At 76.2% G+C, this 13,352-nt stretch carries 4 protein-coding genes and 1 pseudogene; all 5 read left to right on the forward strand.

What is annotated here, in order from left to right:
* The first annotated feature begins 95 nt into the window (after positions 1–95).
* Positions 96–3,971 carry a non-ribosomal peptide synthetase gene (locus AKI01S_RS21240; protein ID WP_067820582.1) on the forward strand — a complete coding sequence of 1,292 codons (3,876 nt, stop codon included), beginning with the start codon at positions 96–98 and terminating at the stop codon, positions 3,969–3,971.
* Entirely contained in the window at positions 3,968–10,678 is a 6,711-nt protein-coding gene (locus AKI01S_RS21245; RefSeq protein WP_067820585.1) for a type I polyketide synthase, read from the forward strand. Before AKI01S_RS21240 ends, AKI01S_RS21245 begins: the two co-directional genes overlap by 4 nt.
* Positions 10,679–10,699: 21 nt before the next feature.
* Positions 10,700–12,214: an ABC transporter substrate-binding protein gene (locus AKI01S_RS21250; RefSeq protein WP_067820589.1), complete on the forward strand. Its 1,515-nt coding sequence runs from the start codon at positions 10,700–10,702 to the stop codon at positions 12,212–12,214.
* Complete coding sequence (locus AKI01S_RS21255) at positions 12,211–13,137, forward strand: ABC transporter permease (protein ID WP_067820592.1); 927 nt, start codon at positions 12,211–12,213, stop codon at positions 13,135–13,137. Before AKI01S_RS21250 ends, AKI01S_RS21255 begins: the two co-directional genes overlap by 4 nt.
* A pseudogene (locus AKI01S_RS21260) lies at positions 13,134–13,352 on the forward strand (ABC transporter permease); the annotation flags it as partial. The gene AKI01S_RS21255 and the pseudogene AKI01S_RS21260, both read left to right, overlap by 4 nt.

Here is a 13,352-nt window from a genome sequence, read left to right on the forward strand (position 1 = left end):
GTGGGGCAACGCGGCTCCTGTCCGGCTTCGCATGGAAGAATATGATAATCATTATCATGTTCACTGGGTTTCTCCGTGCCCCCCGAAGGAGACTCATGCGTGTCCCCGATGAGCAGGTGTCCCCGTCCGCCCCGGTGTCCGTCGAGCAGGTCGCGCAGGTCGTTGCCGAAGTGCTCGGTCTGGCGGTCGACGCCGTGGACCCGGACGTGCGGCTGACCGTCCTGGGCCTGGACTCGTTCACCGCCGTGCGGTTGCGTCGCAGGCTGCGCGACCTCGGGCTCGACCTGCCGATGACCGCGTTCCTGGGCGCGGCGACCGTGCGCGGCGTCGCCGCCGGGGTCGTCGATCCCGGTGAGGTCTCCAACGAGGAGGCGGAGGAGCAGGGCGAGGGCGCTCCGCTTACGCCCCTGCAGACCGCGTACTGGATCGGCCGCGATCCCGCCTTCCCGCTCGGCGGGGTGGCGACGTTCTACTACCGCGAGTACGACCGGGCGCCCGGACCGGACGGGCCGGAGAAGGACCTCCAGCGGCTCACCGTCGCCTGGAACCGTCTGGTCGAGCACCATCCGATGCTCCGCATGGTCGTGGACGGCGACGGGCGGCAACGCATCCTGCGCCGGGTCGAGCCCTATGAGATCGAGGTCGAGGACCTTCGGTCCGCCACGTCGGAGGAGACGCGGACGCGGCTGGCCGAGCTGCGGCACGAGCGGTCCCACCAGGTGCGGGACCCGGGACGCTGGCCGCTGTTCGACGTGCGCGCCGCGTTCCTGCCCGGCGGCCGCACCCGGATCTTCCTCGGCATCGACGTGCTGGCCCTGGACCTGGCCGGATGGATGCAGATCCTCGGCGAGTGGGGCGAGCTGGTCGCCGATCCGGCGGCCGAGCTGCCGGCCGCTCCGCTCACCTTCGCCGAGCTGGTCCAACGCCGCGCCGCCGATCCGGAGGAGGCCCGGCGGCGCGACCGCGACCTGGCGTACTGGCGGCGGCGGGCCGAGACGCTGCCGTCGGGGCCCCGCCTGCCCTGGGCGACCGACCTTGCCGGGCTCCGCGGGCACCGGTTCAGCCGCTGGTCGGCCGAGCTGACCGCCGAGCAGTGGCGGGCTCTGCGGGACCGGGCGGCCGAACGCGGGCTGAGCCCGACCGGGGTGCTGCTGGCGGCGTTCGGGCTGGTGCTGCACCGGTGGGGCGCGCCCGCCCCGTTCTGCCTCAACACCACGCTGTTCGACCGGCCCGACGAGCCGGAGCTGACCCATCTGGTCGGTGACTTCACCTCGACGATCCTGGTGGAGGTGCCGGAGCCGGAGCCGACCGGATTCGGGGAGTTCGCGGCGCGGCTGAACCGGCGGTTCTGGACCGACATGGAGCACCGCGCGGTGTCCGGCGTCGAGGTGCTGCGGGACGCCGGGACCACGGACCTGACCCCCGCGCACCCGGTCGTGTTCACCAGCGGCCTCGGCCTGTCCGACCCCGAACGCGACCCGGCCGCGTGGCTGGGGGAGGAGGTCCACGGGATCTCACAGACCCCGCAGGTGGCGCTCGACCACATCGTGCACGACGAGGGCGGGCGGCTGCGCGTCGCGTGGGACGCGGTCGACGGCGCGTTCCCCGACGGGTTCGTGGCGGGCATGCGCGACGCGCACCTGCGGCTGCTGCGCCGCCTCGCCGCCGAGCCGGACGCCTGGGACGACCCCGCTCTGGGCTGGGACCCGTCCTTCCTGCCGGACCAGCCCCTGGACCGCCGTCCGTTCGGCGACGCGGGGCCGCTGCTGGACGACCCACTGCGCGCCGCCGCCCGAGACCTTCCGGGCAACGCTGCCCTGCTCGGCTCCACCCGCGGTCTCACGCACGGGGAGCTGGCCGAACGGACCGCACGCGTCGGCGCGGCCCTGGCCGCCGGCGGCATCGGGCCGGGCGACCTGGTCGCGGTGGCGTTCGACAAGGGGATCGACCAGGTGGTCGCCATGCTCGGCGTGTGCGCCGGCGGCGCCGGGTACGTCCCGGTCGAGCCGTCCTGGCCCGCCGAACGCATCGCCTCCGTCTGCGCGCAGGCGGGCGTCACCACGGCGCTCGTCCCCGAGGGCTCGAACGTCGTGTGGCCCGACCACGTCGACGCGCGCACGCTCCCCCTGGACGGGGCCGCGGACGGGACCTCCGACGGAGCGGCGTCCCCGGTGCGCCCCGCCCCCGACGACCTCGCCTACGTGATCTTCACGTCGGGTTCCACCGGACGCCCCAAGGGCGTGGCGATCGAGCACCGCGCCGCCCGCACGACGATCGACGACCTGATCGACCGGTTCCCCGTCGGCCCCGACGACCGGGTGCTGGGCCTGTCGGCGTTCAGCTTCGACCTGTCGGTGCACGACGTCTTCGGCGTGATGGGCACCGGCGCCGCGCTCGTGCTGCCCGACGCCGACCGCCAGCGCGACCCCGGCCACTGGCTCGACCTGATGGAACGCCACCGCGTCACCGTCTGGAACACCGCCCCCGCGCTGATGGAGATGCTCGTCGAGTACGCCGAGATCGAGCCGGAACGGGCGCGGGAGGTGCTGGCGTCGCTGCGGCTGGTGTTCCTGTCGGCCGACTGGATCCCGGTGACCCTGCCCGACCGGATCCGCGAGCTGGCCCCCGGCGCGCAGGTGGTCAGCCTCGGCGGCGCCACGGAGGCGTCCATCTGGTCGATCTGCCACCCGATCGGCGAGGTGGACCCGGCGTGGCCGAGCATCCCGTACGGGCGGGCGCTGCGCGGCCAGTCGTTCCACATCCTCGACAAGGAGGGGCGGCCGTGCCCCGTCGGGGAACCGGGCGAGCTGAACATCGGCGGCGACGGACTCGCGCGCGGCTACATCGGCGACGACCGGCAGACGTGCGAGCGCTTCGTCTTCCATCCGGTGCTGCGCCGCCGTCTCTACCGCACCGGTGACCTCGGCCGATGGCGGTACGACGGCACCATCGAGTTCCTCGGCCGACTCGACCGCCAGGTCAAGATCCGCGGGCATCGCATCGAGCTGGGCGAGGTGGAGGCGGCGCTGGACCGGGCGCCCGGCGTGCGGCACGCGGTGGCGCTGTCGGTGCGCGGTCCCGACGACCGGCCCCGGCTGGTCGCCTACCTGGTCGCCGCCGACCCGCGGGGCCGCCCGTCCGACGACGACCTGGTCGACCACCTGCGCGCCCGCGTCCCCGACTTCATGGTGCCGAGCCGCCTGCTGTGGCTGGAGTCGTTTCCGGTCACCGCCAACGGCAAGGTCGACTACAAGGCTCTGCCCAACCCCTACGACCGCCGGGCGGCGCGGGCCGAACCGGAGCCCGCGCCCCGGCCGCCGGAACGCGCCGACCCCCTCGCGGCGCTGCTCCGGCAGGCGGCCGAACAGGGACTGGACGTGTCGCTGCGGATCTCCGGCGGCACGCTCGCCCCGGCGCGGGCGCTGACGGCGGCGGGCGAGTGGGCCGGGCGGCTGTCGGCCGAGGCCGTCGACCAGGGCGTCACACTGCACGCGCGCCTGCCCGCTGACGGTCTGATCGAGCTCAGCGTCGTCACGGCACCGGCACCGGTCTTGACTCCTTCGCCGGAACCGACGCCCGCTGAGACCGCGCGGCCCGCCCCCGAGCCACGTGACGAGACCGACCCCGAGGTGGAACGGGTGGTGTCCGAGACGCTGAGCGAGCTGCTCGGCGGCGCCCCGATCGACGTGGACACGCCCTTCCTGCGGCTCGGCGCCACCTCGCTCACGCTCGTGCGGGCCCACGCCAGGCTGGTCGAACGGCTCGACCCGGACCTGTCGGTCGTGGACCTGTTCACCCGGCCGACCGTGCGGCGGCTCGCGGCCTGGATCACCTCCCGGCGCGACGGGACGCGGCAGGAACCGGACGCGCCTCCGGAGCCGCCCTCCGAGTTGTCCGCCGAGGGGCCCGCCGCCCGGCGGGCCCGCAACCGGCGTCTCGCCCGGCAGAGGGCCGCCGAGGTGGCCCGATGAACCATGACGACCGCCTCGACCCCGACTCCGCCATCGCCGTCACCGGGCTCGCCTGCCGCTTTCCCGGAGCGCCCGACGCCGACGCGTTCTGGCGGATGCTCGTCGAGGGCCGCGAAGGGCTGACCCGGCTCACCGACGACCGGCTCGCCGAACGCGGCGTGCCCCGAAGGCTGCGCCGCGACCCCGCCTACGTGCCGGTCGCGGGCCTGATCGACGGGCAGGACGCGTTCGACCCCCGGCCGTTCGGGCTCGCCGACGCCGAGGCCGCGCTGATGGACCCGCAGCACCGGCTGTTCCTGGAGTGCGCCTGGCGGGCGCTGGAGCAGGCCGGTCACGGCGGCGGGCGCGGCGCGGGCGCGGTCGGGGTGTTCGCCGGGGCCGCGCAGAGCGCCTACCTGGCCGGCAACCTGGCCGACCGGTGGGACCCGACCGGCGGCGGCGCCGACCCGGCCGGGAGCCTGCAGACCGCCATCGCCACCCAGACCGACTACCTGCCGTTGCAGACGGCCTACCGCCTCGACCTCACCGGCCCGGCCGTCGCGGTGAACACCACCTGCTCGACGTCGCTGGTCGCGGTGCACCTGGCGGCGCAGTCGCTGCTGAACGGCGAGTGCGACACGGCCCTGGCGGGCGGGGTCTCGCTCATCGTGCCGCAGGGCCGCGGCTACCTGGCCATGGCGGACGGGATCTACTCCCGCGACGGCCGGATCCGCCCGTTCTCCGCGCGGGGCACCGGCATCGTCTACACCCAGGGCGTCGGCGTGGTCGCGCTGCGGCGGCTGCGCGACGCGCTCGACGACGGCGACCCGGTCCTGGCCGTGGTGCTCGGCTCGGCGGTCAACAACGACGGCGCGGCCAAGGCGGGCTTCACCGCCCCCTCCCTCCAGGGGCAGGCGGCGGTGATCGCCGAAGCGCACGCCGTCGCCGGGGTGGAGCCGCGGGGGATCGGCTACGTCGAGGCGCACGGCACCGCCACCCGCATCGGCGACCCCATCGAGGTGGCGGCGCTGCGGCGCGTGTTCGGCGACACCGGACCGGCCTGGTGCGGGCTCGGCTCGGTCAAGAGCAACATCGGCCACGCCAACTCCGCCGCCGGGATCGCCTCGTTCATCAAGACCGTGCTGGCGGTGCGCCACGGGACGCTCCCGGCCTCGCTGCACGCGAGTCCCGTGAACGAGCTGCTGGGGCTCGACGGCTCCCCGTTCGAGGTCGTCACCGAGACCAGGCCCTGGGACGGCCCGCCGCTGGCGGGCGTCAGCTCCTTCGGCATCGGCGGCACGAACGCGCACGTCGTCGTCGGGCCTCCGCCCGACCGGCCCGCCTCCCCGCCCGACCCGCGCCCCCACCCGATCGTGCTGTCCGCGCACACGCCCGAGGCGCTGCGCGCCACCGCCGCCGACCTGGCCGAGGCGGTCGACACGGGCCTCGGGACCGGCCCCGCCGACCTTGCGTACACGTTGCAGACCGGCCGCGAGCACCTTCCGCACCGGCTCGCCGTGGTCGCGGACGGCGGTTCCCTGGCGTCGGCGCTCCGTGAGGCCGCTCCCACGGCCCCGGTCTCCACCTCTCCGCGCGTGGTCCTCGCGTTCCCCGGTGGCGGCAGCGCGCGCCCCGGGATGGGGGCGGGGCTGTACGCGGCCGAGCCGGTGTTCGCCGACTGCGTGGACGAGTGCGCCGAGCTGTTCGCCGGCCTGCTGTCGCTCGACATCCGGGCGGTCGTCACGGGCGACGCGGGACCGGACGCCGCGCACGGCCCGGTGCACGGCCTGCCCGCCCTGTTCGCCGTGTCGCTGGCGACGGCGCGGCTGCTGGGCTCCTGGGGGATCGCCCCGCACGCCGTTCTCGGGCACAGCCTCGGTGAGTACACGGCGGCGGTGGTCGCCGGGGCCCTGCCGACGGCGGAGGCGGCCCGCCTCATCGCCGTCCGCTCGACGCTGATGGCGGAGACGGCCGGTGACGGCGCCATGCTCGCCGTCCCGCTGCCCGAACGCGACACGCGCGCCGTCCTCGACCGGCATCCCGGGGTCGGCCTGGCCGCCGTGAACGGCCCGGGGAGCTGCGTGGTCTCGGGGCCGCGCGCCGACGTGAACGCCCTGGAGTCCGAGTTGCGCGCCGCCGGTCTCGCCCCGACGCGGCTGCGCTTCGACGGAGCGGCGCACTCCCGCCTCGTCGAGCCCGCGCTGCCCCGGATGCGCGAGGCGGCCGAGGGAGTGAAGGCGACCGCCCCCGCCGTCCCGCTGATCAGCACGGTGACGGGCGCGGCGGCCGGCGACGAGCTCGCGACGGCCGAGCACTGGGCCCGCCAGCTCCGGCGGACCGTCCGGTTCTCCGCGGCGCTGCGCACGGCCGTCGAGGGCCCGGACGGCGTTCCGGTGGTGCTGGTGCAGGCGGGACCGGGCGCGGCGCTGGCCACGCTCGCGCGCGGCCACGGCCTGCCCGCGCTGCGCGAGGCGCTGGGCACGTTCGCCGTCGACGACCCGTACGACGATCTGTCCGCCGTGCGGGCCGCCGCCGGACGCCTGTGGGCGCACGGCGTGGACGTCGACTTCCCCGCCATGCACCGCACGGGCCGCCGCCGCGTCGCCGCCCCCGGCTACGCCTTCCAGCGGCGGCGTCTCTGGATCGACCCGCCCGACCGCTCCGCCGTCCACGCCACCGACGGCGAGCCGCCCGACGAGACCGAACCGTTGCAGGTCCCGGTGTGGCGGCAGGTCACGCCCCTCGACCCGGCCGCACGCCTGCGCGGCCGCTGGCTGGTCGCCGGACGTCACGCCCCCGACACCGACGAGATCCGGGCCGCCCTGGAACGCGCCGGTGCCGAGGCCGTCCCCCTGGGCGAGGCGGACGCCGGGACGTGGGACGGCGTCGTCACGCTCGCCCACGGCGACGACGTCACCCCGGAGATCCTGCTGTACGCACGGCTCGCCGAGGTCGTCGCCGCCGGGGAACCGCCCGCCGTGCTGCTGCACGTGACCCGCTCGGCCCAGCGCGTCGAGAGCGCCGACCGGCCCGACCCGGTCGCGGCGGCGTCGCAGGCGCTGCCCCGCGTCCTCGCCCAGGAACGGCCGGGACTGCGCTGGCGCACGCTGGACCTCGACGACCGCACCGACCTCGCCCCCGCCGTCCTCACCGAACTCGGCGACGCCTTCGGATCCGGCGCGGAGTCCGGCACGGAGATCGCCCTGCGCGGCGGCACCCGCTGGATCCGCGGTGTCCGCCCGTGGCGGCCCGCCCCGCGCGACCCCGGGATCCGGCGCGGCGACCTCGCGCTCATCATCGGCGGACTCGGCGACGTCGGGCTGACCACCGCCGCGCACCTGGCCCGCCGGGGGATGCGCGTCGTGGTCACCTCCCGCTCCGCGCCGCCCGCGGGCGGTGACCGCGCGCGGTGGCTGCGGGCGCTCGCCGACGAGGGACTGGACATCGAGGTCCGGCAGGTCGACGCCGCCGACGCGGAGGCGACCGCCGCGCTCCTGGCCGACCTCGCCGAACGCGCGCCGCTCGCGCTGGTCGTCCACGCCGCCGGAGTGGTCGCGACGGCCGACCTGAGCCCCCTGCGGCAGGTCACCGACGAACACGTCACCGGACACGTCCACGCGAAGATCGAAGGCGCGCTGGCGCTGCGGGCGGCGGTGGAGGGGCTGCCGGACGACCGCCGCCCGCGCGCGGCCGTGCTGATGTCCTCGGCCGGGACGCTGGTCGGCGGCGTCGGCATGGGCCCGTACTGCGCCGCCAACCGCTACCTGGACGCGTTCGCCGAGTCCCTGTCCACCGACGGGCCGGCCGACCGGTCCACGCGGTGGACCAGCGTCGTGTGGGACGCCTGGAAGGTCGGCCCGCTGGGCGGGGAACGCGAGGTCCGCCTCGCCTACGCCCTGGACGCCGCCACCGGCATGGCCGCCCTCGACCGGATCCTGGCGGTCCCGAACGTCCCCCCGGTCGTCGCGGTGTCGATCACCGACCTGCGCGAACGGATGCCCGCCGCCTCCTACACCCCGCCCCGGCCGACGGAGGAAGGCGACCGCTCCACGGAGCTGACGGACGCGCAGCGGACCGTCGCCGACCTGTGGTCGGACGTCCTCGGCGTCCCGGTCACCTCGCCGGACGCCGACTTCTTCGCGCTCGGCGGCCACTCGCTGCTCGCCACCCGCATGCTCACCGCCCTGCGCGGCGCCTGCGGGGTCGAGCTGCGGTTGCGCGACCTGTTCGACCGGCCCACCGTCGCCGGGCTCGCCGAACTGCTGGACCGGCCGGGCGCCGGGGAGCCGCCGCCCGCCACGCGCGCGCCCGGCGGCGGTGCGGCCGAGGACGGCACGTTCCCGATGACGCGTGTCCAGCACGCCTACTGGGTGGGGCGCGGCGGCGGGTACGCGCTCGGCGACATCGCCTGCCACTTCTACCTGGAATACGACTGCGACGGCCTCGACGTCGCCCGGTACGAGGCGGCGTGGCGGCAGGTCATCGCGCGGCACCCGATGCTCCGCACGATCGTGACCGGGGAGGGCCGCCTGCGGACCCTCGACCACGTGCCGCCGTACCGGATCCGCGTCCACGACCTCGCCGAGGTCTCCGAGGACGTCCGCGCCGAACGGCTGCGGCGCCTGCGCGAACGCGTGTCCCGCGACCCCGGCCCGCCCGACCGCTGGCCGCTGGTGCAGATCCGGGCCGCCCGGCTGCCCGAGGGGCGCGTCCGGCTGTTCATCGGCGTGGACGTGCTGGTCTGTGACGCCGGAAGCTACTGGATCATCGACCGGGAGGTCCGCCACTTCTACGAGAACCCCGGCGTTCCGCTGCCCGAACCCGGCGTCGACTTCGCCGCCTGCGTCCGCGCGGCCGAGACCGCGCGTGACGGCGACGACCGGCGGCGCGCCGCGGCGTACTGGCGGGACCGCCTCGACACCGTTCCCGGGCCGCCCCCGCTGCCCGTCTCCGACCCGCAGGGGCCGCCGAGGTTCGCGCGCCGCACCGCGCGGCTCGGCGCGACCGAGTGGGACCGGCTGCGCGCCGAGGCCGCCCGGCGGGGCACGACCCCGACGGCCGTGCTGCTGACCGCCTACGCCGAGGCCCTGGCGGAGTGGTCGGGCGGCCGCCACTTCGCGGTCACGCTGACGCTGTTCGACCGGCCGCCGCTGCATCCGGACGTGGACGCGGTGGTCGGTGACTTCACCTCGCTGCTGGTGCACGAGGCGGACCGGCGCCGCCCCGGCTCGTTCGCCGAGCACGTCCGCGCCACGCACGAACGGCTGTTCTCCGACCTGGACCACCGCGCGTACTCGGCGCTGGACCTGTTCGCGGAGAGCGCGGCGCGCACCGGCCGGGTCGCCTCCGTGCCGGTGGTGTTCACCAGCGCGCTCGGGCTGGAGGACCTGGTGGGCGGCGAACCCGACCTGCAGTGGGTGGGGGAGCAGGTGTACGCGCTCAGCCAGACGCCGCAGACCTGGCTGGACCACCAGGTGCTCGTGCAGCGCGGCGAACTGCTCGTCCAGTGGGACTTCGTCGAGGACGTCCTGCCCGCCGACGAGGTCGACCGCGTCTTCGCCCGGTACGCGGCACGGCTGCGGCGCCTGGCCACCGACCCGGACGCCTGGGACGAGCGCCCGCCCGCCGCCACGCCCAGCGGCGACGCGCCCACCTGGAACGCGCCCACCTGGAACGCGCCCACCTGGAACGCGCCCACCTGGAACGCGCCCACCTGGAACGCGCCGAGCAGGGACGCGCCGACCCCGAGTGCGCCGACCCCGAGTGCGCCGACCCCAAGCGCGCCGAGCAGGGGCGCGCCGAGCAGGGACGTGCCGAGCAGGGGCGCGCCCACTCGGGAGACGGTCACCCCGAACGCGATCACCGAGGACGTGCTCGTCCCGCTCCGCGACGGCACGGCTGGCGGCGGCCGGACGCTGTACCTGCTGCATCCCTCGGGCGGCGACGTCATGTGCTACGCCGAGCTGTCCCGCCTGCTGGACGAACGCTTCTCCGTCGTCGCCGTCACCGACCCGGGTCTGGTCGGCGGCGACGCGCCGGACGCCCTCGCCGACCTGGCCCGCGGCTACGGCGAGCTGCTGCGGAGCCGGACCCCCGGTCCGTACCTGCTCGGCGGCTGGTCGATGGGCGGCAGCCTCGGCCAGGAGGTCGCCTGCCACCTGCGCGACGCGGGCGAGAGGGTCGATCTGCTGCTGATGCTGGACTCCAACGACCCCACCCACATCACCCCGATCGAGGCCGCCGACGCCGACGCCGAGGCGATGGCACGGCTGCTGGGCGCGTTTGAGGCGTACCGGAACGTCGACCTGGGCGTCGGCGCCCCGCGGCGGCGCGCGGACCTGCTCGCGCTGCCGGCCGACCGCCGGTACGCGGAGGTCGCGGCACGGTTGCGCGAGCACGGCCTGATGGGCCGCCGCGACGACGTGCGCGACCGCGTCGCGGTGTTCGCCCGGCACCTGCGCGGCCTGGCCGGGCACGCGCCGCAGCGGCTCGGCGACGACCGGACCCGCACGCTGCTGGTGCGCGCCGACCGCCCCGCCTCCCGCAACTCCGGCATCGGCATGGGCGTGGACGACACCCCGCCCGGCCTGCCCGACCTCGGCTGGGGACGGCACCTGGCCGCCCCGCCCGACGTCCACGGCGTCGACGCCGACCACTACGGCCTGCTGCGCCCGCCCGTCGTCAGCCGCGTCGCCGAACTGATCAACCAGGTCCTCGCCCGTCTCTGACCGGAACGGAAGAACCCCACCATGACCCCCCTTCCCCGAAGGCCCGCCGCCGCGCTGGGAGCCGGGCTCGTCCTGCTGCTGCCCGCGTGCGGCGGCGGCAAGGGCACCGCGAACCCCGCGTCCGACGGCGACACGTTGCGCTACGTCGCCGTCGGAGCCCCGGCCGCCGCGATCAACGACCCACACGGCGGCATCGGCAACCAGTCCGACCTGGTCAGGTTCGCGCTGCTGTACGACGTGCTGACCAAACCCGGGGCCGACGGCGCCACCGAGTACCGGCTCGCCTCCGCCATCACCCCCGACGGCTCGCTGACCCGCTGGACCGTGCGGCTGCGGGAGGCGCGCTTCACCGACGGCCGCCCGGTCCGGGCCGCCGACGTGCTGTTCTCGCTGCGCCGCATCCACACCAAGGCCGCCGAGAACTTCGGACGCCTGCAGATGTTCGACATGAAGGGGGCGCGCGTCGTCGACGACCGGACCCTGGAACTCGTCACCACCGAGCCCTACGCGGAGGTCCCGCGCGCCCTGGAGTCGGTGACGTTCGTCGTGCCGGAGGGCACCACCGCGTTCGACCGGCCCCCGGCCGGCTCGGGCCCGTACCGCATGGCCGGCGGCACCCCGCAGCACGCGGTGCTGGAACGCAACGACCGCTGGTGGGGCCCGGCCCCGCCGACCCGCCGCATCGAGATCCGCGCCGTGGCCGACCCGCAGGCCCGCGCCCGGGCGGTCGTGTCCGGCCAGGCCGACGTCGCCGCCAGCGTCGCCCCCGCCTCCGCCCGCCAGGTCGGGACCGGCGTCCGGGTCGTGCGCCGGTCGGGCGTCGTCATGTACCCGCTGGTGATGCGGCTGGACCGGAAGCCGTTCGACGACCCGCGCGTGCGCGAGGCCGTCAAGCTCGCCACCGACCGCCGGGAACTGCTCGACAAGGTGTTCCTCGGCTACGGCGGCATCGGCAACGACCTGCTCACCCCCGCCGACCCGTCCAGCCCCCGCGACGTCCCCCAGCGCCCCCGCGACCTCGACCGGGCCAGGGAGCTGCTGCGGCAGGCCGGACACGGCGACGGCCTGGACCTCACCCTGGCCACCACCACCTCCTACCCGGGGATGGACACCACCGCCACCCTGGTCGCCCGGCAGCTCCGCGAGGTCGGAGTCAACGTCCGCGTCACGACGGAGCCACCGGACACCTACTGGACGAAGGTCTTCGCCAAGCGGGACTTCTACGTCGGGTTCTTCGGCGGCATCCCGTTCCTGGACGTGGCGCGGGTCTCACTGCTGGCCGACGCGCCCACCAACGAGACGGCCTGGAAGCGTCCCGAATGGGACGCCGCGTTCGCGCGGGCGCTGGCCACCCGGGACGAGGGCGGGCGGCGCACGGCGTTCGGCGCGCTCCAGCGGCGGCTGCGCGACGAGGGCGGCTACGTCGTCTGGGGCCTCGGCGACGGTCTGGACCTGACCTCCGCCCGCGTGGCCGACCTGCCCACCGGTCCCGGGTTCGAGAGCAACTTCGTCGAGCGGGTGCGGCTGGCGCGGTGACGGCCGTCCGGGTGTTCGCCGCGGCCGTCCGTGCCGTGGCGGTGCTGTTCGCGGTGTCGGTGGCGGTGTTCGCCGCCACCGAACTCCTCCCGTCGGACGCGGCGCAGGTCCGTTCCGGCGGGGTGCCCGCCGCCGAGATCCGGGAGCGGCTGGGCCTCGACCGCCCGGCCTGGCAGCGGTACGGGATCTGGCTGGCCGGACTCGCGCGCGGCGACGCGGGCAGTTCGCTGGTCACCGACCGGCCCGTCGCGCGGACGGTCGCCGAGCGGCTGCCCGCCACGCTCACCCTGGCGGGCTGCGCCCTGGCCGTCGCCGTCCCGCTGACGCTGGCGCTGGCCTGGGCGGCCGGCACGGCGTCGCGGCGGCGCGGCCCGGTCATCACGCTGGTCACGGTACTGGCGGCGGTGCCGCAGGCGGTGTTCGCCGCGGGGCTGGTGGCGGTGTTCGCCGGGATGCTGGCCTGGCTGCCGCCGGTGTCGCTGGTCCCGGCGGACGGATCCCCGCTGGAACGGCCGGAGATCCTCGTGCTGCCGGCGCTGGCGCTGGCGGTGCCGTCGGCCGCGTTCGGCGCGGGCGTGCTCGGCGGCGCGGTCGCCGACGCGGTCCGCGCGCCCCATGTGACGTCGGCGGCGGAGCGCGGCGTGCCGCGCGTCCGGGTGGCGGCGCGGCACGTCCTGCCGTACCTGGCCGCCCCGGTGGTCCGCGTGCTCGCCGTCATGTCCGGCGGGATGCTGGCCGCCACGACCGTCGTGGAGACGCTGTTCGGCTACAGCGGCCTCGGTGAGTTGCTGGTCAGCGCGATCGGGGTGCGGGACGTGCCGGTCGTGCAGGCCGTGGCGCTGCCCGCGGCGGCCGTCGTGCTGGCCGGGCTGTTCGCCGCCGACGTCCTCGCCGCGCTGACCGAACGGCGGCGGGCGGCATGAGGAGGGCCCTCGCCGTCTGGACGGCCGTGCTGCTCGCCGGGGTGTTCCTCGGCGGGTTCCTGGTCCCGCACGATCCGGCCGCCTCGGTCGGGACGCCGTGGGCCCCGCCCGGCGGCGGCTCGCCGCTGGGCACCGACGACGCCGGGCGGGACGTGCTGTCGCGGGTGCTGGCGGGCGGGCGGTCGCTCACGGCGGTGGCGCTGGTCGCCGCGCTG

The sequence above is a fragment of the Actinomadura kijaniata NBRC 14229 genome, assembly GCF_001552175.1.
Classification (GTDB): Bacteria; Actinomycetota; Actinomycetes; order Streptosporangiales; family Streptosporangiaceae; genus Spirillospora; species Spirillospora kijaniata.